Annotated in this window: 18 protein-coding genes; 4 read left to right on the forward strand and 14 right to left on the reverse strand. The window is 73.8% G+C overall.

The window, feature by feature from the left end; translation table 11 throughout:
* The first annotated feature begins 30 nt into the window (after positions 1-30).
* Positions 31-972, forward strand: a complete 942-nt coding sequence (locus FHX31_RS20825; protein WP_013285168.1) for a daunorubicin resistance protein DrrA family ABC transporter ATP-binding protein — start codon at positions 31-33, stop codon at positions 970-972.
* Positions 969-1715: an ABC transporter permease gene (locus FHX31_RS20830; RefSeq protein WP_013285167.1), complete on the forward strand. Its 747-nt coding sequence runs from the start codon at positions 969-971 to the stop codon at positions 1713-1715. Before FHX31_RS20825 ends, FHX31_RS20830 begins: the two co-directional genes overlap by 4 nt.
* On the opposite strand, the gene FHX31_RS20835 is transcribed toward FHX31_RS20830, so the two are convergent.
* Genes FHX31_RS20835 through FHX31_RS20850 form a run of 4 tightly spaced genes read right to left on the reverse strand, consistent with a single transcriptional unit; the run spans position 1699 to position 6728 of the window.
* The gene (locus FHX31_RS20835; protein WP_184977042.1) at positions 1699-4836 is read right to left on the reverse strand and encodes a BTAD domain-containing putative transcriptional regulator; all 3138 of its coding nucleotides are present in this window, start codon (positions 4834-4836) and stop codon (positions 1699-1701) included. The genes FHX31_RS20830 and FHX31_RS20835 overlap by 17 nt on opposite strands.
* Before the next feature lie 52 nt (positions 4837-4888).
* Positions 4889-5575: an ABC transporter permease gene (locus FHX31_RS20840; protein WP_013474656.1), complete on the reverse strand. Its 687-nt coding sequence runs from the start codon at positions 5573-5575 to the stop codon at positions 4889-4891.
* Positions 5572-6393: an ATP-binding cassette domain-containing protein gene (locus tag FHX31_RS20845; protein ID WP_013285164.1), complete on the reverse strand. Its 822-nt coding sequence runs from the start codon at positions 6391-6393 to the stop codon at positions 5572-5574. The genes FHX31_RS20840 and FHX31_RS20845 overlap by 4 nt, the downstream gene beginning before the upstream one ends.
* Positions 6390-6728 (reverse strand): PadR family transcriptional regulator, encoded by a 339-nt coding sequence (locus FHX31_RS20850; protein ID WP_013285163.1) that lies wholly within the window; start codon positions 6726-6728, stop codon positions 6390-6392. Before FHX31_RS20850 ends, FHX31_RS20845 begins: the two co-directional genes overlap by 4 nt.
* 146 nt (positions 6729-6874) lie before the next feature.
* Here FHX31_RS20850 and FHX31_RS20855 point away from each other — a divergent pair, with 146 nt between their 5' ends.
* Together FHX31_RS20855 and FHX31_RS20860 are read left to right on the forward strand one after the other, a co-directional pair.
* On the forward strand, positions 6875-7852 hold the full coding sequence (locus tag FHX31_RS20855; protein WP_184977043.1) for a hypothetical protein: 978 nt from the start codon (positions 6875-6877) through the stop codon (positions 7850-7852).
* Between the two features lie 143 nt (positions 7853-7995).
* Entirely contained in the window at positions 7996-8631 is a 636-nt protein-coding gene (locus FHX31_RS20860; protein WP_221488115.1) for a helix-turn-helix domain-containing protein, read from the forward strand.
* Between the two features lie 74 nt (positions 8632-8705).
* Here FHX31_RS20860 and FHX31_RS20865 read toward each other — a convergent pair whose 3' ends face one another.
* From FHX31_RS20865 to FHX31_RS20910, 10 genes are read right to left on the reverse strand one after another with little or no spacing between them, the layout of a single operon-like run.
* Positions 8706-9797: an alpha/beta hydrolase gene (locus FHX31_RS20865; protein ID WP_396784556.1), complete on the reverse strand. Its 1092-nt coding sequence runs from the start codon at positions 9795-9797 to the stop codon at positions 8706-8708.
* A gap of 5 nt (positions 9798-9802) precedes the next feature.
* Positions 9803-10801, reverse strand: coding sequence for an LLM class flavin-dependent oxidoreductase (locus tag FHX31_RS20870; protein ID WP_013474653.1), 999 nt, complete (start codon positions 10799-10801; stop codon positions 9803-9805).
* Positions 10798-11127 carry a TIGR04076 family protein gene (locus tag FHX31_RS20875; protein ID WP_013285158.1) on the reverse strand — a complete coding sequence of 110 codons (330 nt, stop codon included), beginning with the start codon at positions 11125-11127 and terminating at the stop codon, positions 10798-10800. Before FHX31_RS20875 ends, FHX31_RS20870 begins: the two co-directional genes overlap by 4 nt.
* Positions 11124-12128 carry a zinc-binding dehydrogenase gene (locus FHX31_RS20880; protein ID WP_013285157.1) on the reverse strand — a complete coding sequence of 335 codons (1005 nt, stop codon included), beginning with the start codon at positions 12126-12128 and terminating at the stop codon, positions 11124-11126. The genes FHX31_RS20875 and FHX31_RS20880 overlap by 4 nt, the downstream gene beginning before the upstream one ends.
* Complete coding sequence (locus FHX31_RS20885; protein ID WP_114919870.1) at positions 12125-12538, reverse strand: nuclear transport factor 2 family protein; 414 nt, start codon at positions 12536-12538, stop codon at positions 12125-12127. Before FHX31_RS20885 ends, FHX31_RS20880 begins: the two co-directional genes overlap by 4 nt.
* Positions 12535-13800, reverse strand: coding sequence for an amidohydrolase family protein (locus FHX31_RS20890; RefSeq protein ID WP_123109557.1), 1266 nt, complete (start codon positions 13798-13800; stop codon positions 12535-12537). Before FHX31_RS20890 ends, FHX31_RS20885 begins: the two co-directional genes overlap by 4 nt.
* The gene (locus FHX31_RS20895) at positions 13797-15467 is read right to left on the reverse strand and encodes a hydantoinase B/oxoprolinase family protein (RefSeq protein ID WP_184977045.1); all 1671 of its coding nucleotides are present in this window, start codon (positions 15465-15467) and stop codon (positions 13797-13799) included. Before FHX31_RS20895 ends, FHX31_RS20890 begins: the two co-directional genes overlap by 4 nt.
* Positions 15460-17148, reverse strand: coding sequence for a hydantoinase B/oxoprolinase family protein (locus tag FHX31_RS20900; protein ID WP_184977046.1), 1689 nt, complete (start codon positions 17146-17148; stop codon positions 15460-15462). The genes FHX31_RS20895 and FHX31_RS20900 overlap by 8 nt, the downstream gene beginning before the upstream one ends.
* Positions 17145-19196: a hydantoinase/oxoprolinase family protein gene (locus FHX31_RS20905; RefSeq protein ID WP_184977047.1), complete on the reverse strand. Its 2052-nt coding sequence runs from the start codon at positions 19194-19196 to the stop codon at positions 17145-17147. The genes FHX31_RS20900 and FHX31_RS20905 overlap by 4 nt, the downstream gene beginning before the upstream one ends.
* The gene (locus FHX31_RS20910; protein WP_184977837.1) at positions 19193-21226 is read right to left on the reverse strand and encodes an ABC transporter ATP-binding protein; all 2034 of its coding nucleotides are present in this window, start codon (positions 21224-21226) and stop codon (positions 19193-19195) included. The genes FHX31_RS20905 and FHX31_RS20910 overlap by 4 nt, the downstream gene beginning before the upstream one ends.
* Positions 21227-21228 lie beyond the last annotated feature (2 nt).

Raw genomic sequence — 21228 nt, forward strand, 5'->3', positions numbered from 1 at the left:
GGTGGCGGTACGGCCGCCCATGGTGGTCGCATGACGAGTTCAGCGATAACGGTCTCCGGGCTGCGCAAGGCGTACAAGGACAAGGTGGTGCTCGACGGCATCGATCTGGACGTCCCCGCCGGGACGATCTTCTCCCTGCTCGGCCCGAACGGAGCCGGCAAGACGACAGCGATCAACATCCTGACCACCCTGATCCGCGCCGACGCCGGGTCGGTGCGGGTGGCCGGGCACGACGTCGTCACCGAGGCCAAGGCGGTCCGCGCGGCGATCGGCGTGACCGGGCAGTTCGCGGCGGTGGACGAACTGCTGACCGGGCGGGAGAACCTGCAACTGATGGTCGACCTCGGCCCGCGCAACCGCGTGCCCGGCAAGCGGGTCGTCGCGGAGTTGCTGGAACGGTTCGACCTGGTCGAGGCCGCCGACAAGCCGGTGTCGACGTACTCCGGGGGCATGCGCCGCAAGCTGGACCTGGCGATGACGCTGGTCGGCGAGCCGCGGATCATCTTCCTGGACGAGCCGACGACCGGGCTGGACCCGCGCAGCCGCCGCACCATGTGGTCGATCATCAGGGATCTGGTGGCAGGCGGCGTGACGGTCTTCCTCACCACCCAGTACCTCGACGAGGCCGACCGTCTCGCCGACCGGATCGCGGTGCTCGACCAGGGCCGGCTGGTCGCCCAGGGCACGCCGGAGGAGCTGAAGCGCCGGATCCCCGGCACGCACGTGCGGTTGCGGTTCGGCACCGTCGCCGAACTCGACGCGGCGGCGCTGGTGCTGCCCGAGGCGGTACGCGACGAGGAGGCGCTGGCGCTGCGGGTGCCCGCCGACGGCGGAACCGCGGCGCTGCGCGCCCTGCTCGACCGGCTCGACGCGCACGCGATCAACGCCGACGACCTGTCCGTGCAGACCCCCGACCTCGACGACGTGTTCCTGGCCCTGACGGGCCGTACCCCGGAGGTGGCCGCCAGATGAGCAGAAACCACTCGGTCGTCATGCTGCGCCGCAACCTGACGCACCTGCGCCGCAACCCGACCTCGGTGTTCAACGCGGTGCTGATGCCGATCATCGTCATGCTGATGTTCGTGTACATGCTCGGCGACGCGTTCTCCGTCGGCGTCGACTACGTCGACTACGCGACGCCGGGCCTGATGCTGCTGGCGGTCTGCTACGGCCTCGGCGGCACCGCGACGTCGGTGAACTCCGACATGACCAAGGGCATCATCAACCGTTTCAAGGTCATGCACGTCTCCCGGGGCGCGGTGCTGACCGGCCACGTCGTCGCCACCGTGCTGACGAACGTCCTCGCGGTCGCGGCCCTGGTCGGGGTGGCGTTCCTGCTCGGCTTCCGCCCGGCCGCCGATCCCCTGCACTGGCTCGGCGTGGCCGGCGTGGTGGTGCTGCTCAGCGTCGCCGTCAGCTGGTTCACAGTCGCGCTGGGCCTGTTCGCGAAGTCGCCGGAGTCGGCGGGCATGGCCTCCGTGCCGCTGGTCCTGCTGCCGTTCTTCAGCAGCGCGATCGTGCCCGCGGACAAGATGGGGCCGGGACTGCGGCAGTTCGCCGAGTACCAGCCGTTCACGCCGATCATCGAGACCCTGCGCGGCCTGCTCGACGGCGCGCCGTCGGCCGGCGACGTGATCCCCGCGGTCGTCTGGTGCGCCGGCATCGCGGTGGTCGGCTACCTGTGGGCGCGGTCCACGTTCACGAAGCGAGCGTGATCTCGACCAGCCGCTCCCAGCCGATCTCCCGGCCCTGTGCGACCGCCCCGGCGAACTCCGCGTCGCCGAGGCGGTCGCGCGCCGCCGCCTCGATCCGCGGCACGTCGGGGTGGGCGCGGTCGGGCAGCCCGCGTACCGCGGTGGCGGCGCCGAGCAGCCGCGCCGCGTGGTCCGGCCGGTCCAGCCGCAACGCCAGGTCCGCGACACCGACGAGCACCTGCGCGGTCAGCGGCGCGTAGCCACCCTCGCGCGCCGCGCGGCACGCCGCCGCCCGGTGGGTACGAGCCTGCTCGACGTCCTCGGCCAGGTAACCCAGCAGATCGTGGGTGCCCGCCCGGACACTCGCCAGGTCCGCCTCGTCGCCGAGCAGCGCCGACACCGACCGCAGCTGCGCGTACGCCTCGTCCGCGTCACCGTCGTGGCGGGCCAGGTACGCCCGGACCAGCGCCAGTTCGGCCAGCGCGCCCGGCCAGGCGACCCCCGCGGCGAGCCGGTGCGCCTCGGCCAGCGCGGCGGCGCTCGCCGTCTCGTCGCCGCCCAGCCGGTACAGCCAGGCCAGCCGCGCCCGCATCCGGATCACGTCCTCGACGGCGCCGACCTCGGTGACCGCCGTGACCGCCTGCTCGTAGTAGTCGCAGGCGGCGGCGACGTCACCGCGTACGGCGATCAGCTCGGCCAGCTCGCTGAGCGCGAACGAGATCCCGAAGCGTTCACCGACCGCCCGGAACTCGGCGAGCGCCTGCCGCAGGCACGCCTCCGCCTCCGCCGCCTCGACGCCGAGGATGACCCGCAGCTTGCCCAGGTGCAGCCGGGCCAGCGCGCGTACCCACGGGTCCTCGTGGTCGAGCAGCGACTCCCAGGCGGGCAGCAGCGCGTCCGGCTCCCGCAGCATGCGCTCCATCGGCACGACCAGGGCCAGCTCCGGGTGACCACCGTGGCCTTCGCCGCTCAACCGGTACGCCTTGTGGATCCACTCGGCCGCGTGCTGCGCGTCGCCCGGCCCGGAGCTGAGGAACAGCACCACGAGTCCGTACACCACGGCTCGGATGTCGTCGGGCACGTCGCCGGGCGCCTCGGTGGCCGCGATGATCAGTTCCATGCCCTCGGTCCGGTGGCCGCCGAGCCACCAGTACCAGCCGGCGCCGGCCGCGAGCCGCATCGCCTCGCGCCCCTCACCCGCGGCGAGCGCCCCCCGCACGGCTGCGGTGATGTTGTCGTGCTCGGCTTCCAGCCGGGCGAGCCAGGTGAGCTGGTCGGCGCGGCGCAGCCGCGGCTCGGCGGTCTCGGCCAGCTCGGTGAAGTACGCCAGGTGCGCGCGACGGGCGAGGTCCGCCTCCCCCGCCTCGGCGAGCCGCTGCGCGGCGTACTCCTTGATCGTGCCGAGCATGCGGTAGTGCGGCGCGACGTCACCGGCGGCGACCAGCAGCGACTTGGCGGTCAGCGCGGTGAGCAGGTCGAGCACGTCGCCCGGCTCGACGGCGCCGCCGGCGCAGACCCGCTCGGCCGCGTCCAGGCTCGCCCCGCCGGAGAACACCGACAGCCGGCGCAGCACCGCGCGTTCGGCGTCGCTGAGCAGTTCCCAGCTCCAGTCGACCATCGCGCGCAGCGTCCGGTGCCGGGGCAGGGCGGTCCGGCTGCCGCCGGTGAGCAGCCGGAACCGGTCGTCGAGCCGGGTGGCGAGCTGATCGACGGACATGGTGCGCAGCCGCGCCGCGGCCAGTTCGATCGCCAGCGGCATGCCGTCGAGCGCCCGGCAGATCCGCGCCATCGTCGTCGCGGTACGGGCGTCGAAGGCGAGGTCCCGGCGTACCGCCGCGGCCCGGTCCCGCAGCAGGCGCACGGCGGGCGACGACTCGACCTCGGCGATCGGGGCGTCGCCGTCCGGCAGGCCCAGCGGCGCGACCGGCCACAGCGCCTCCCCGGTGATGCCGAGCGGTTCCCGGCTCGTGGCCAGGATCCGCAGCCGCCGGCACTCGCCGAGCAGCCGGTGCGCCAGCGCCGCCGCCTGGTCGACGACGTGTTCGCAGTTGTCCAGGATCAGCAGCATCTCCCGGTCCCGGATCGCCGCGACGAGCCGGTCGGCCGGTTCCGCGCTGCCCGCGTCGCCGAGCAGCGCGTCGCGCAGGCCGAGCCCGGAGATCGTCGCCTGCACCACGTCCCCGCCGGCACTGACGGCGGCGAACTCCACCAGCCACACGCCGTCCGGCAGGTCGCCCGTCATCCGGCGCCCGGTCTCCGTGGCCAGCCTGGTCTTCCCGGAGCCGCCCGGGCCGGTGAGCGTGGTGAGCCGGTGCTCGGCCACCAGCGTGCCGACCGCGGTGAGGTCGGCGTCCCGGCCGACGAAGCTGGTCAGCTCGGCGCGCAGGTTGGTGCGGCGGGTGTCCTCCCGGCGGACCGTCTCGCCGCGCAGCAGGGCGACGTGCAGCGCCGACAGCTCCGGCGACGGGTCGGCGCCCAGCGCGTCGGCGAGCGCGTCGGCGGTGCGCTGGTAGACCAGCAGCGCCTCGGTGTCGCGGCCGGCCGCGACGAGCGCGCGCATCAGCGCCGTGGCGAGCCGCTCGCGCACGGGATGGGCGGCCACCAGGTCGGTCAGCTCCGGGATCAGGTCGGCCTCCCGGCCGAGCCCGATCTCGGCGTCGTACCGGTCCTCCGTCGCGGTCAGGCGCAGCCGTTCCAGCCGGGTGGCCGCCGCGTCGAGCGCCGGACTGTCGGGCAGGCCGATGTCGCGCAGCGCGTCGCCGCGCCACAGGCCCAGCGCCTCGCGCAGCAGCCGTACCCGCTGCGGCCCGTCGCCGTCGCGGGCCCGGCGGACGAGACGCTCGAACCGTACGGCGTCGACGGCGTCGGGCTCGACGGCGAGCCGGTAGCCGTCGGGCAGCCCGTCGACGGCGCCCGCCGGCAGCGCCTTGCGCAGCCGGGAGACCAGCCGTTGCAGCGCGTTCGCGGCGTCGGCGGGCGGCTGCTCGCCCCAGATCCAGTCGACGAGCGTCGCCTTCGGGACCACGCGGCCGGGCTGGAGCGCGAGGGCGGCCAGCAGCCCGCGCAGCCGCGCGCCCGGCACGTCGGCCGGTACGCCACCGTCCGTAGTGACCTGGAACGGCCCGAGCAACCCGATCTGCACCCGCCGATCCTGCCACGCCCGGCGACCGGGTCCGGTCCGCCGCCCCCGCCGGTCAGGTGGCCAGGCGCAGGTGGCGGCGCTGCCGCAGCCGCACCGCGGCGGCCGCCACGACCAGCAGCGTGAGCGCGACAGCGAAGGCCAGCCCGTGGGTCAGGCCGCGGTTGAGGTAGCCGCCGTCGGTGTGGTCGACGGCGTACGTGGCGAGCTCGCGGCTGAACCAGAACGGCAACGCGCGGGTGGCGCTGCCCGCCGGGTCCATCACCATCTGGAGACCGACCACTGTGAGCAGCACCAGCGTGCCCTCCAGCTCGCGCGGCAGCACGGCGCTCAGCAGCAGGCCGAACGGCACCGACACGAACACGGTCAGCGCCATGATCAGGGCGATCGCGCCGTACCGGACGTCGCGCTGGTCGGCCAGGACGAGCAGGAAGTACGGAGTGGAGAGGAGCACGCCGACGGTCCACAGCGCGAGCAGCCGGCCGAGCACCAGGTGCCGGCTGCCGTAGCCGGAGAGCCGCAGGCGGGGTTCGATGCCGCGCGCCGCGCTGCCCGCGAACAGCGCGGCGGTGCTGAGCGCCCAGCCCAGGCCGAGGCAGACGAAGCGGATCGACTGTCCGAGGTGGTCGCCGCGGCGGCTCAGATAGAACGCCAGCGGCATCAGCAGCAGGATGACCAGCACGGTACGGCGGCGCAGCAGCTCGCGCAGGGCGGCCTCGGCCACCACCAGGGTCCGGCTCACGCGTCACGCTCCCCGGCCAGGTCGAGCACGACGTCGACGCGGTCGAGCTGGTTGAGCAGGTGGGTGACGACCACGACGGCCTTGCCGGCGTCGCGCCAGCGCCACACCTCGTGCCAGAAGTCGAGGTAGGTGCCCCTGTCGAACCCCTGGTAGGGCTCGTCGAGGAGCAGCACGTCCGGCTCGCCGAGCCGGGCCAGCACCAGGTTGAGCTTCTGCCGCGTGCCGCCGGAGAGGTGCCGGGCCTGGATGCGTCGCGGCGGTGTCCACTCCAGCCCGGCCGCCTCCGCGCGACCGGCCCGACGGGCCGCCGTCCGGCCCAGCCCCCGGCCGGCGCCGATCAGCACGAAGTGCTCGTCCGGGCTGAGGAACTCGGCGGTGCCGCCGTCCTGCGGGCAGTAGCCGAGCGTGCCGTGCACCTCGACGGTGCCCGCCTCCGGGCTCAGCAGGCCGGCGCAGATCCGCAGGAAGGTGCTCTTGCCGGCGCCGTTGGCGCCGACCACCGCCGCGATCTGGCCCGCCCGGACGGTGAGGTCGACCCGGTCCAGGACGGTCCGCCCCCGGTAGCGCTTGGTGATGCCGCGCGCGGCGAGCCGCACCGGTCCGGGCTGGCGGCGCGGCGGTCGCACGTCGGGGCCGCCGAGGCTGTCGACCACCGCCCGGGCGTACGTCTCCGGCGCGCCGAAGACCCGCAGCGGCGACTCCCCGCTGTCGAGCAGGTGGGTGGCCGCCTCGGCGACGACGTGGCCGGTCAGGTCGGGCCCCACCCCGTGCCGGCGCAGCTCGCCGGTCAGGGCGGCGAGCCAGGGTTCGTGGTTCACCGCTTCGGCTCCTCGCGCAGTATCGTGCCCACGCTCGACGCGAAGGCGCTCCAGTCGATCGCGGCGGCCCGCAACGCCGCGCTGCCGGCCGGGCTGATCCGGTAGTACTTCCTCGCGGGCCCGGTCCCGCCCTCCCGCCAGTGCGCGGTGAGCAGGCCGGAGCGCTGCAACCGCAGCAGCACCGGGTAGAGGGTGCCGCCCTGCACGGCGCCCAGCCCGTGGGCCCGCAACGCCTGGGACAGCTCGTAGCCGTAGGACTCGCCCCGGCTCAGCAGCGCGAGCACGCAGAGGTCGAGCACCCCGCGCAGCCACTGCGCCCGCCGTTCCTGGTTCATCCCGCTCCGCACTGTCCCGATCGGACGACATCCGGCGATGACGGTAGCGCCGCTACCTAGGTAGCGCAACCATCTAGTGGGGCCTCCTCCGGCCCGGCGAGGCTGATAGGTTGCGCCCTCCGCACGGGTTCGACGGGGGAATGCGCATGTCCGACACGGGGGCCGGATCCGAGCAGGGACCGGCGGGGGACGCGGAACAGCGGGGAGAGACCGCCTGGATGCGGCCGGCCGGCGAGCCGCCCGGCGTTCCCGGGCCGCCACCACCGCCCGCCACCGGGCCGGATCACGGGTCGCCCGTTCCGGGTTACGGGCCGCCCATCGCTGGTCCGCCGTACGGTCCGGCCACGCCGGCTGCGCCGTTCGGGCCGTACCCGCCACCCGGCCCGCAGTCGTCCGGCCGCAGCCGCGGTCTGGTCGTCGCCGTCGCGGTGCTGAGCGTGCTGCTGCTGGTGGCGTGCTCGGGCCTGATCGGCGGCGCGTTCCTGCTGGGTTCCTCGCCCCGCGAGACGGCCGGGCGGGAGCCCGCCGCGCCGCCGGTGGCGCCCTGGCGGTCGTCCGGCGCGACGCCCACGCCGGGTGCGACGGCGAGCGCGGAGCCGTCGGCGCGCGGGCCGCAGCCGAGCGACTTCCCGGCGGCGCAGATCTCCGATCTCAACGACGTGTGCGACGGGGTTCTCTACTTCCCGCAGTCGCCGAGGCGCACCGGAGCGGCGCCGCACCCGGTGGCACTGCTCGTCGGCACCGACCTGGGCACGGGCAGCCGCCGCCACGACCAGGTCTACTACTACGACGAGGGCCTGTCGAAGCGGGTGGAGCGGACCTGGGCGTCGGAGGACCCGAAGACCGTGCAGATGGTCGCCTGCCTGGATCGCACGAGCACCGGCGCGACGATCCGCAAGTGCCGCTACGACGACCCGAAGCCGGACACGCTGACGCTGCTGAAGGCCACCTACCGCCTGCGGGTGTACGAGGTGGCGACCGGCCGCAGGCTGCTGGACAAGACCATGGGCGGGGACGACCAGCAGTGCCCGTACGTGGTCCTGTACGGCTCGGACAAGAAGATCTACGCCGAGGTAAGCCACCGATCGCTGCTCGGGGCGCTGCGCAACCTGGTGAAGCGGTAGGCGGGCGACGCCGGCCGCGGTCCACCCGGGACGATGTGGGGGAACCGGCCGCACGGCCCCTCGCGGACCGGCCGGGATGTTCGATACCATCGAACATCCCGGCGGACGTTCCGCCACCTCGACAGGAGGTCCTCGTGCGGCCCATGAACAGTCAGCCGCCGTCGGAGCAGGCCGGCTCCGGTGGCGCCGCGGACGAGAACACGCCCGCGGGCGTCGTCGGCGGCCGGATCCGGCGCTACCGCAAGGAGCGCGGGCTGACGCTGCGCGGCCTCGCCTCCCGCTCCGGGCTGTCCATCGGCTTCCTGTCCCAGGTCGAGCGGGGCATCTCCTCCATCGGGCTGACCGCGCTCGGCAGCGTCGCCAAGGCGCTCGACCGGTCGGTGGCCGACTTCTTCGACGCCGGCACCGCCGCACCGGACAGCACCGTCTCCTCGCTTCCCCGGCACTTCACGCTGACCAGGGCGGAGACGGCCGCCACGCAGTACGTGTCCGGGCAGCAGACCTACCGCATGCTCTCCGACCGCGGGCCGGACCTGGTGCTCGAACCGATGCTCGTGCACATCGCGCCGGGCGGGCGCCGGGAGAACGCGTACGGCCACCGGGGCGAGGAGTTCGCGTACGTCATCTCCGGTGAGCTGCTCTACGAGGTCGAGGGCGTCGAGCACCGGCTGTTCCCGGGCGACAGCGTGCACCTGCGCTCGTCGGTGCCGCACCAGCTCTACAACGACACCGACGCGGTGACGACTGTGGTCTCGGTGGTCACGCCCCGCCTGTTCTGACCCGCGCCTCGGGCACCACGAATCGCCCTCCGTGTTCACGTAGGTGAACCTGGAGGGCGATTCAGCGTCCGGCGTCAGCGGCCGAGGCGTGCGTCCACGGCTGTCATCGTGTCCTGCCAGACGGCCGAGGCCGGGTCGATGACGGCGAAGTGGTCCCCCGGCTGTTCGAGGTGGCGGATCTCGTCCCCGGCGGCTGCCGCCGCGGCGGCGTAGCGCCGGTTGGCGTCGACGAGGTCGAGGCTGTCCTCCGTTCCCTGCACGAGCAGTGTGGGCACCCCTGTCGGCAGGCGGAGCATCGGGTCGCTCTCGGCGTACCGGCGTGGTGCCGTCACCGGTGAGCCGCCCAGCGCCGCGGCGACCGCGCCGTCGCCGAGGTAGCGCCGCTCGCCCTCGGTGAGGTCGAGCACCCCGGCCAGCGACACCGCGAGCGCGACACGCGGCCCGCTCGTACGCGCGGCGAGGTCCGCCGCGGCGCGCAACGCGAGCTGCCCGCCCGCCGAGTGTCCCAGCACGACGATCCGGTCCAGGTCGACCAACCGGTCGCGGGCCGGTTCCCGCAACGCGAGGAGGCCCGCCTGCACGTCCTGTGTGGTCGCGTCCCAGCCGTGCCGGTCCGGACGCCGGTACTCCAGGTTCCAGCTCGCGTACCCGCGCCGGGCCAGGTCGACGGCGAGCGCGTCCATCAGGTCCGCGCCCCAGATGGACCGCCAGAACCCGCCGTGCAGCAGCACCGCGACCGGCGCCGGCCCGGCGTCCGGGGTGGACGGCAGCCGCAGGTCGCCCCACTGGTCCGGGTCCGGGCCGTAGGCGATCCGGGTGGCCGGCGCGCGGAGGCGGTGCACGGCGTGCCGGATCGCCCAGGTCAGGCCCCACAGTCCCCGCCCGGCCAGGTGGACCGCGCCGGGCACCGGCGGCTCGACTGTGAGGTCGTACCAGACCGCGCCGGACGGCTGCGCGCCGATCAGGGCACGGGCCGCAGCCGTGGGGCCGGGGAGCACCACCACCGGCTGGTCGGTCGCGGCGAGCAGCGCGCGCATCTCGTCGGCCGAGGCGGCTGTGACGACCCCGCCTGCGACGTCGAGTTCGGCGCAGGTGGCGGCGGTCGACGACGCCAGCAGGGCCGCGTCGGCCGCCAGGCCGGGGCCGACCAGGACGGTGAGCCGCACCTGACTCACCTGCGCAGCAACGGCAGGACGGCCGAGCCGAGCAGGTCGACGCCGCGCTCGTCGGTGAGGCCGTGCGGCGTGCCGAACTCGACCCGGCGCACGCCCGCGTCGATGAGCGCCTGGGCCTGCGCGGCGACCTGCTCCGGGGTGCCGGAGAAGGCGAACCGGTCGAGCACGTCGTCCGGGATCAGCCGGCCCGCCGCCTCGTCCTCGCCCGCGTCGACCAGCTCGCCGACGCGCTTGACCAGGTCGTCGGGCATCTCGACGGTCGGGTCCAGCTCGGCCACCACCGCCAGGTACATGGCCACCTCGGTACGGGCCTTGGCGCGAGCCGCCTCGCCGTCGGTGTCGACGACTGTGACAGCGCCGAGCACGATGCCGACGTCCGCGACGTCGCGTCCGGCCTTCTCCGCGCCCGTTCGCAGCCGTTCGCGGATCACCGGGACCATGTCCGGGTTGGCGCTGCCGCCCACCTTGATCTCGTCGGCGATCCGCCCGGCCAGCGCCGCGCCCTGCGGGCCCCACGCGCCGAGCAGCAGCGGCGGGTCGGGCCGCTGCACGTCGTAGCGCAGGGCGGTGCCGGGGGCGAGCGAGAAGACCTTTCCGGTGAAGCCGCCGCGATCGCCGCGCAGCAGTCGGTAGACGACCTGGACGGCCTCCTCGATCGTGGTCAGCGGCCGCGGCTGCGGCAGGCCGACAGCGCCCAGCCAGGTCCCCCGGGCCAGGCCCAGGTAGGCCCGCCCGTGCGAGGCCAGGTCCAGGGCGGCGATCTGACCGGCGATCTCGTACGGCGCCATCGAGTACGGGTTCAGGCAGGCCGCGCCGAGGCGTACCCGTTCGGTCGCCTGTGCCATCTCCAGCAGCGGGAAGATCGGCGGCTGGTACATCAGGTCGCCGAAGACGGTGAGCACGTCGAAGCCGTGCGCCTCGGCGGCGCGGGCCAGCCGGGCGTAGGCGCCGGCCGGCTTGTCGCTCTGGAGGCCGAGTCCGATCTCGACGGTCATGTCAGGTCCGCCGAGTTCATCGTGCGCCGGCAGGTCCGTTCCACCTTCATGACGAGCCGCTCCTCCGGGTCGGGGCAGATGAAGTGGGAGTCCTGGGCCAGCCAGTCCCCCGGCGCCAGGTCACGCTGCTTGGCGGCGAGGAAGGGCAGCACCGAGGCGAGCGCGTACACGCAGAAGTGCTTTCCCTCGGGCAGCCGCAGGTGCGCGCTGTTCGTCAGTTCGAAGTGGTCGCCCACGGCCATGCCGCACACCGACCGGCCCTCGATCCGGTCGACTGTCACCTTCAGGTCGTAGATCTCCATGTCGCCGTCGGCGCTGTCGCTCACGGCCCCTCCCCCTCGTCGATCCGTACGATGATCTTGCCGGTGGTCCGGCGTTCGGCCAGTTCGGTGAGCGCCGCGGGCGCCTCGTCCAGCGAGACGACGCGGCTGACCGGCGGCCGGACCGCGCCGGAGGCGCACATGTCGAACAGTTCCTGGTACGCGGCCTCGACGGCACTGGCCCGCCGCCACGGGTACTGCGAGCCCCAGGACAGGCCGACGAGCGTCGCGTTCGCCGCCATCAGCCGCAGCGGGTCGACAGGCGGCGGTGCGCCACCGGCGGCGCCCACCGCCACCAGGCGTCCCTCGAACGCGAGGCACTCCCAGGAGCGGGCGAACACGTCGCCGCCCACCGGGTCCACCACGACGTCCACGCCCCGCCCGCCGGTAGCCGCGAGCACGGCGGGCACGAAGTCGTCCGCCGTGTAGTCGATCGCCACCTGGGCGCCGTGGTCGCGGCAGATCGCGGTCTTGGCCGGACCGCCGGCGGTGGCCAGGACCCGCGCGCCGCGGGCGACGGCCAGCTGGATCGCGGCGATGCCCACCCCGCCGGCGCCCGCGTGCACCAGCACCGTCTGCCCGGCCGTGAGACCGGATCGTTCCAGCGCGAACCACGCGGTCTGGTAGGTGACCGGCAGCGCCGCCGCGGTGACCGGGTCGACGGTGGACGGTCGCGGCACCACCACCGCGGCGTCCACGGTCACCGTGCTGCCGAGCGCACCGCGCGGCAGCGCCGGGCAGGCGAGCACCTCCTGACCCAGCAGGTGCTCGGCCCCGGCGCCGGCGGCGACGACCCGGCCGGCCGTCTCCACGCCGGGTGTCATCGGCGGGTCCGGCCGCACCGGGTACTCGCCCCGGCAGAGCATGACGTCCAGGAAGTTCAGCCCGACCGTACGCACGGCGAGCTGCACCTCACCGGGCCCGGGCGGCGGGTCGTCGGGCAGGTCGGCGACCGACAGCACGTCCGCCGGCTCACCGGTCCGCCCGGCGACCAGCCGCCGGATCACGCCGCGCCCACCGGTTCCCGGACCAGCTCGGCGTGGTGGTGCACGATCACCCAGCGGCCGTCGATCCGGCGCACCACGTCGGTGACCCGGGTGATCTCCGGCTCGTCGTCCGGGCCGAGCTGCGCGACCAGCTCGTACCGGGCCACGCCGAAGTCGTCCCACACGTCGATGCGCTTGTCCCGCGGGGCGAGCACCGCCAGCCGGGGCCGCTGCCCGGCGGCGTCGCGCCGGGCGCGGTACTCGTCCAGTTCGGCCCGGGTCCGCAGCGGCCCGGGCAGGTGCGTCTCCCAGGTGGTCACGTCGGGGTCCAGGTGCGTGTCGAACCGCTGCTGGTCCCCGGCGAGGAACGCGTCGTACATGTCGTCGATGCCGGCGGCGATCTCCGCCGCGCCTGCCTGCGCGAACGTCATCGCGTCTCCTCCTGGTTACGGTCGTCGCGGGCGATCTGCCCGCCCTTCATCACCCACCGCACGTCCCGGAAGGCCGAGGTGTCGGCCAGCGGGTCGGCGTCCGTCGCGATCAGGTCGGCCAGCTTGCCGGCCTCGACAGTGCCGAGATCGGATTCCGCGCCGAGCCACCGGATCGGGCCGAGCGTGCCGGCGTGGATGGCCCGCGCGGCGCCGATCCGCTCGGACATGTACTCCAGCTCCCGGATCGAGGCGGTGGTGCCCTCGAACTCCCAGAACGGGGGGACGTCGCTGCCGAGCAGCACCTCCACGCCCGCGGCGATGGCCATGTCGAAGCTCTCCAGGTGCCGGGGGCCGGCGCCGAGCGACCGGCACTGCATCCACTCCGGCACGCCCAGCTCGTCGAAGAACTCCTTGCAGCGCGTCACCAGCAGCGTCGGCACGAGCGCCGTGCCACGCTCGGCCATCCGCGCCGCGACCTGCGGGGTGAGCTGGTAGCCGTGCTCCACGCAGTCCAGCCCCAGCTCCACGGCCGCGGCGATCACATCGGCGGGCCCGGCGTGCGCGGTCACCCGGCGGCCCCACGCGTGGGCGGTCTCGATCGCCGCCGTCATCTCGTCGGCGAAGAGCTGCGGCGTGTGGATGCTCTCGTGCTCACCGGCGATGCCGCCCGAGATCATCACCTTGATCAGGTCCGCGCCGGCCTTGATCTGGCTGCGCACGCCCTGTCGGAAGCCGACCGGGCCGTCGCACTCGAGCGTGTCGTTGCCCTCGTGGCCGTGCCCGCCGGTGCACACCAGCGCCCGTCCGGCGGTGTAGATGCGCGGACCCGGGACACGCCCGGCGTTGATCGCCCGCCGCAGCGCGAAGTCGGCGTGGTCCTTCTCCGCCACGCAGCGCACTGTGGTCACGCCGGTGTGCAGCGTGCGCCGTGCCCCGTCGGCCATGTAGTGGGCGAGGTCGTACGCGCCCATCCCCTTGACGTCGTCGCCGGCGGAGCCGGGCAGCGACAGCGAGAAGTGGGTGTGCATGTTGACCAGGCCGGGCGTCACGTACGCGCCGTCGAGGTCCACCTCGGTCAGCCGGCCGGCGGCCCGCGCCTGCTCGGCCACCTCGGCGTACGGCCCGACGGCGGCGATCCGGTCACCCCGGACCCACACCCCGGCGCCGGTCACGGGCGCCATGCCGTCCACCACGCGGGCGTCCAGCACTGTGCAGTTGCCGAGCAGCACGCTCGGCTGTTCGGGCGAATAGGCGGCACTCACGCGATCACTCCATAAACGTCTCGGGCGGCCCGCGCGGAGACGTAGCCCTCGGCCACGTCCCGTCGCACCGCCTCCGGATCCCGACTCCTCGGGTCACCGTGCCCGCCGCCACCGGCGGTCAGCAACGTCACCCGATCCCCCACCGCCACCGCGGTACGCCGTGTGCTCACCCGGTGCTCCCGGTCCGTGCCCGGGAAGACGACCACCTGGTTCGGCTCCGGCTGCTCGCCGCCGGCCAGCGCCCACGGCGCGCTCTTCGTCTTCTTGATCACCGACAGGAACTCACCCGGCGTCACGAACCGGATGTCCCGCCGCAGGCCGCAGCCGCCCCGGAACCGGCCGGCGCCACCGGAGTCGGTACGGATCTCCAGGCGCTCGAAGAACATCCCGGTCTTCGACTCCAGCACCTCAACCGGCGTGTTGCGCGCCTGGGTCTGGCACAGGTGGTTCGCCGGTCCGATGCCGTCGTGCTGGGGCGTGCCGCCCCAGCCGACCGGGTCGTTGTTGCTGACCGCGAACATGTCGCCGGTGTCCGGGTGCCGGCCGACCATCATGAACCCGGGCACGTCGCCCCCGGAGGAGGCGGCCAGCCGGTCCGGCATGCCCTGCGCCAGCGCCTTGAGGATCAGCTCCAGCGCGACGGTGCCGGTCCACTGGGTGAACGTGGCGGCCGGATACTGCGCGTGGAACAACGTACCGGGCTCGGCGCGTACCCGCAGGGGCGCGAAGTGCCCGGCGTTGGTCTGCTCGTGCGGCGTGGTGACGCCCTTGAACGCGACCCGGCAGGTGGCGATGGTCGCGCCCAGCGGCAGGTTCACCGGCCCGGGCACCGCCGGGGACGACCCGGCGAAGTCCACTGTGAACTCGCCGTCGGCGACAGTGACGGTGACCCGCATCCGGATCGGATCGTCGCTGACGCCGTCGTCGTCGAGCCAGTCCTCGGCGGTCCAGCTGCCCTGCGGCAGCGCGGCCACCGCCTCCCCGGCGCGCCGCGCGGCGGCGTCGATCACCCGGTCGACGACCGCGTCGGCCACCGCCGGACCGTAGTCGCGGTACAGCTCGGTCACCCGCCGCTCACCGGTACGCAGCGCGGCGATCTGCGCGTTGAGGTCGCCGAGGACGAGTTCCGGCATCCGTGAGTTGAACCGGATCAGCTCGTGGATCTCCGGCACCGGCTCGCCCCGGGAGTACACCTTCGTGCCGGGGAAGATGATCCCCTCCTGGTGCATGTCCGTGGAGTCGAGCACGTAACCGGGATCCTTGGCGCCCAGGTCCATCCAGTGCGCCCGGATACACAGGAAACCGATCAGCTCCTCGCTGTCCGGCAGCACCACCGGCGCGAACATCGTCGCGTCGTACGTGTGCGCCGCGTTCCAGTACGGGTAGTTGAGCAGCACCACGTCGCCGCGGTGCAGGTTCTCCACGCCGACGTACTCGACGCCCTTGCGCAGCGAGTAGTCGTTGGCGCCGAGGAAGCGGGACAACCCCGTGGACTCCGCGACCAGCCGCAGCCGCCGGTCGTAGACGGAGATGCCGAAGTCGTACACCTCGTAGATCACCGGGTTGAAGGCGGTGCGCACCAGCGCGGCCCGCATCTCCTCGGCGGCCGAGACGAGATGGCTGCGGACGACCTCGACGGTCGCCCCGTCGACCGTCGGCTCACCCATCGACGTCCACTCCGTAGACGTCCCGGGCCGCCTCCGGGGAGACGTAGCCCTCGGCCACGTCCCGCCGCACCGCCTCGGGGTCGCGCCCGCGCGGGTCGCCGTGCCCGCCGCCACCGGCGGTCAGCAGGGTGACCCGGTCGCCCGCCGCCACCACGGTGCGCTTGGTGCTCACCCGGTGCTCGCGGTCGGTGCCCGGGAACACCACGATCTGGTTCGGCTCCGGCTGCTCGCCGCCGTCGAGCGCCCACGGCGCGCTCTTCGTCTTCTTGATGACGGTGAGGAACTCGCCCGGGGTCAGGAACCGGATGTCCCGCCGCAGGCCGCAGCCGCCCCGGAACCGGCCCGCGCCACCGGAGTCCGCGCGGATCTCCCAGCGCTCGAAGAACATCCCGGTCTTGGCCTCCATGACCTCGATCGGGGTGCCCCGGCCGGTGCTGCCGGAGACGTGCGTGGCGGCGTCCATGCCGTCGTGCTGCGCGGTGCCGCCCCAGCCCACCAGGTCGTTGTTGCTGACCGCGAACATCTTCCCGGTGTCCGGGTGCAGGCCGACCATCATGAAGCCGGGCACGTCGCCGCCGGAGGAGGCGGGCAGCAGGTCCGGCATGCCCTGGGCCAGCGCCTTGAGGATCAGCTCCACCGCGACGATGCCGGTCCAGAGCGTGAACGTCGGCTGCGGGTAGACGGCGTGGAACAGCGTGCCCGGCTCGGCCCGCACCTCCAGCGGCGCCACGGTGCCGGCGTTCGACGGCTCGTCCCGGGAGGTGAGCGACTTCAGCACGACCTTGCAGATCGCCTCGGTCGCGCCGAACGGCATGTTGATCGGGCCGCGGGTGGCGGGCGCCGAACCGGCGAAGTCGACGACGAAGCGCCCGTCGGCGATGGTGACGGTGACGCGCATCTTCACCGGGTCGTCGCTGATGCCGTCGTCGTCCACCCAGTCCTCGGCGGTCCAGGTGCCCTGCGGCAGCGTGGCCAGCGCCGCGCGGGCGCGGGCCTCACCGTCGGCGATGATCCGGTCGATCGCCTGGTTCACGGTGTCCCGGCCGAACTTCTCGATGATCTCCAGCATCCGCCGCTCGCCGGTGCGCAGCGCGGCGATCTGCGCGTGCAGGTCACCCAGCACCGCGTCCGGCATCCGCGAGTTGAACCGGATCAGCTCGTGGATCTCGCGCACCGGCTCGCCCCGGGACACGACCTTGGTGCCCGGGAAGATCAGCCCCTCCTGGTGCATGTCGGTCGAGTCGAGCACGTAGCCCGGGTCCTTGGCGCCCAGGTCCATCCAGTGCGCGCGGACGCAGAGGAAGCCGACCAGGTCGCCGTCCGCGTCCGGGTCCGCCTCGTCCGGCCGGAACACCGGCGCGAACAGCGTCGCGTCGAACGCGTGCGCCGCGTTCCAGTACGGGTAGTTGAGCAGCACCACGTCACCGCGGTGCAGGTTCTCCCGGCCCACGTACTCCACGCCCTTGCGCAGCGAGAAGTCGTTCGCGCCGAGGAAGAACGTCAGCCCGGTGGCCTCGGCGACCAGCCGCAGGTCGGCGTCGTACATCGACAGGCCGAAGTCGTGCACCTCGTAGATGACCGGGTTGAAGGACGTACGGATGAGGGTGGCCCGCATCTCCTCCGCGGCCGACAGCAGATAGCTGCGGACGACCTCGACCTGGGCTCCGTCCAGCGTGGTCATGCGGCTTCCTCCAGGGTGACGAGCAGGTATCCGTGGTCGTCGACGGTGACCCGCTGGCCGCTGGGCACCACCGTGGTGGAGGTGCCCTCGTCGATCAGCGCCGGTCCGTCGAAGGTGTCGCCCGGCTCCAGGCGGGCCCGGTCGTAGACCGCGAACGGCACCACCGCCTGCTGCCCGAAGTCGTACGCGTCGCGGTGCGCCAGCAACGCCTGCGACGGGTCGCCGTCGCCGCGCGGCAGGGTCTCCAGCTCCGGCCGGTCGGTGCGCCCGATGCCGCGTACCCGCAGGTTGAGGATCTGGAGCGGGTTGCCCATGGTGTGGCCGTACCGGGTGCGGTGCGTCTCGTCGAACGCGGCGCGGATCGCGTCGCGGTCCAGCTCACGCCCGACGGTGACCATCAGGCTGTGCTCCTGGCCGAGGTAGCGCAGCTCGAACTGCCGCTCCAGCACCGCCTCGCCGGCCGGCACGCCCTGCGCCACCAGCGACGCGACCGCCTCGGCCTCGACGGCCTTGAACAGCTGCTCCAGCTCCGACAGGTCGGCGTCGTCGAGCGTGGCCATCACGGTACGGCTGAAGTCGTTGACGATGTCGGCCGAGAGCATGCCCCAGGCGGAGAAGCCGGACGGCGCGAACGGCACGACCACCTCGCCGATGCCCATCTCCCGGGCCAGCAGCGGTGCCAGCAGCGGGCCGGCGCCACCGAACGCGAGCAGCGCGAACTGCCGGGGGTCGTGCCCCCGCTCGACGGTGATCTGCCGGACCGCGCCCACGGTGCGGGCCAGCAGCACGTCGAACACTCCCGCCGCCGCGTTCTCCACGCTCAGGCCGAGCGGATCGGCGAGCTGCTCGGTGATCGCGGCGCGCGCCTCGGCGTCGCGCAGCCCCATGGTGCCGGCGAGGAACCGGTCCGGGTCCATGTAGCCGAGCACCACCGCCGCGTCGGTGACAGTCGGCTTGGTGCCGCCACGGCCGTAGCACACCGGGCCGGGGTCGGCGCCGGCGCTCTGCGGGCCGACCTTGAGCAGGCCGTGGTCGAGCCAGGCGATCGAGCCGCCGCCGGCGCCGATGGTACGGATGTCGTACGTCGGGATGAGCAGCGGGAAGTGCTCCAGCTGGGCCTCGTACGCGGCGACCGGGTTGCCGCGCTCGATCACGCAGGCGTCCAGCGAGGTGCCGCCGATGTCGAACGTGAGCACGTTGTCGCGGCCCAGCTCGGAGGCGACGTAGGCGGCGCCGACGATGCCGCCGGCCGGGCCGGACAGCACCGTGTGCGTGGGGGCGGTCTTGGCGACCGCGCTGGTCATCGAGCCGCCGCCGGAGCGCATGATCAGGAAGCGCCCGGAGAAGCCGCGCTCGGCCAGACCGGCCTCCAGCTCGTCCACGTACCGCTCGAAGATCGGCCGGATGTACGCCTCCAGCACCGTGGTGCTGGTGCGCTCGTACTCCCGGTACTCGCGCACGATGTCGGTCGACAGCGACAGGCTGACCTCGGGGAACTCCTCGTGGATCAGGCGCGCGGCCTCCCGCTCGTGGCTCGGGTCGAGGAACGAGTGCAGGAAGCAGATGGCGATCGAGGTGACCTGCTGGTCCACCACGAGCGTGCGGGCGGCCTCCCGGACGCTGTCCGGGTCCAGCGGCTCCACCACGCGGCCCCGGTAGTCCAGCCGGCCCCGCACACCGGCGGTGAAGCGACGCTGCACCAGGCTCTCCGGCCGCTGGTACTGGAAGTCGTACATGTGGTCGGACGGCACGTTGCCGCGGCCGATGAGGAAGACGTCCCGGAAGCCCTCGTTGGTGATGATGCCGGTACGGCCACCACGGCGTTCCAGCACCGCGTTGAGGCCGAGGGTGGTGCCGTGGATGAACAGCTCCACCTCGGACAGGTCGGTGCTGAGCGCGGTGATCGCGTTGAGGACACCGTCCGCAGGCCGGGCCGGGGTCGTGGCCGCCTTGCGGAACCGGACCCGGTTGGTGCGAGTGTCCAGTTCCATGGCGTCCACGAAGGTCCCGCCGATGTCGACGGCGAGCCGGATGGGGCGACGGGTCATGGCGTGACAGCCTGCCTTCCGATGAGGGCGGGAAGCTCGGGAACGCGCCAGCAGGCGGCCCGGCTCTCGCCGTACGACTGAAGCTCCTGCTGCTCCGCTCGGCACCGGTCGGTGACGAACGGGCACCGGGCGGCCAGTGGGCACCCGGTCGCGGCGTCGGCTTCCTCCAGGTCCTTGACCAGCTCGACGGCCTCGCCGTCGGACCCGGTCGTCCCGCCGAGGCGGGGGGCGCTGCCCAGCAGCGCGCGGGTGTACGGGTGCCGGGGCGTGTCGAAGACGACGTCCACCGGTCCCTCCTCGACGACCCGGCCGAGGTAGAGCACCACGACGCGGTCGGCGAACCCGCGCACCGTGGCCAGGTCGTGGGAGATGAACACCGAGGCGCGTTCCGCGTCGGCGGCCACGTCGGCGATCACGTCGAGGATCTGCGCCTGGACGGTGACGTCCAGCGCCGAGGTCGGCTCGTCGAAGACGATCAGGTCCGGCTCGCCGACCAGCGCGCGGGCGATGCCGATGCGTTGCGCCTGACCGCCGGACAGCTCGTGCGGGTAGCGCTGGAGGATCGACCGGTCCAGCTCCATCCGGTCCAGCACGGCGGTGACGCGCTCCTCCCGCTGCGCCGGGGACAGACCGGCGGCGCGCAGCGGCTCGGCGATGGAGTCGCCGACGGGACGGCGCGGGCTGAGCGAGCCGATCGGGTCCTGGAACACGAGCTGGGCCCGGGTCCGTGCCCGGCGCAGTGCCCGGCCCCGCGGACGGGGGCGGCCCGGCTGCTTGACCAGTGCCTGCCCGGCGACCGTGACGGTGCCGGACGTGGGCGCGACCAGGCCCATCACGAGCTTCGCGAGGGTGCTCTTGCCGCAGCCGCTCTCGCCCACCACGCCCAGCGTCTCGCCCGGCCCGAGCCGCAGCGTGACGCCGCGCAGCGCGTGGTGCCCGCCGGAACCGAACCGGCTGCGGTAGACGACGTGCGCGTCCTCGATCTCCAGCACGGCGGGCTTCGCGTCCGCGCCGGCCGAGACCGCGCCGGACGCTGCCGGCGTGTGCGACGCCTGCGGCACGTCGGCGTCCAGCGGCCGGGTCTGCGGGTGGAAGCAGGCGAGCGACCACTCGCCGCCACCGGGTACCGGCACTGTGGCCGGGCGCCGGGACGAGCAGGTGCCGTCGGCGTGCGCGCACCGGGCGACGAACGGGCAGTTGTGCGGCTCCTGCGTCAGCAGCGGCATGGCGCCGGGGGTGGCGACGACCGGCCGGCCGCCGACGTCCGGCACCGAACGCAGCAGCGCCCGGGTGTACGGGTGCGCGGGCTCCCGCAGCACCTGCGCGGCCGGTCCGCTCTCCACCACGGTGCCGGCGTAGAGCACCACCACCCGGTCGCAGACCTCCGCGATGGACGCCAGGTCGTGCGAGATCAGCAGGACGCCCCGGCCGTCGGTGTCGGCGGCGTGCCGGAACTGACGCAGGATCTCCCGGGTCAGGGTCACGTCCAGGCCGGTGGTCGGCTCGTCGGCGATCAGCAGCTCCGGCGCGCAGCCGGTGGCCAGCGAGATCATCACCCGCTGGGCCATGCCGCCGGACAGCTCGTGGGCGTACGCGTCGAGCCGCCGCTGCGGACTGCGGATGCCGACCGCCTCGAACAGCTCGCGCGCCGCCTCCCGGGCCCGGTCGCCGGACATCTCCTGGTGGGTGGCGAGCCGGTCGACGAGCTGCTTGCCGATGGTGCGGGTGGGGCTGAGCGCGCCGCGCGGGTTCTGGAAGCAGATCGCCACCCCGCGTCCGCGGTGGGCGGCGAGCGCGGCGTCGTCCATCCGCAGCACGTCCGAGTCGCCGAACAGCACCCGGCCGGTGGCGTGCGAGCCGCCGGGCAGCAGCCCGACGATGGCGCGGGCCACCATGCTCTTGCCGCCGCCGCTCTCGCCGACCAGGCCGACGACCTCGCCGGGCCGGACGGCGAAACTGACGCCGCTGAGCGCGGCGACCTGCCGGCCGGGCCGGCGGATCGTCACGGAGAGGTTCTCGATCGACAGCATGG

The sequence above is a fragment of the Micromonospora sp. CNZ286 genome (assembly GCF_014207755.1).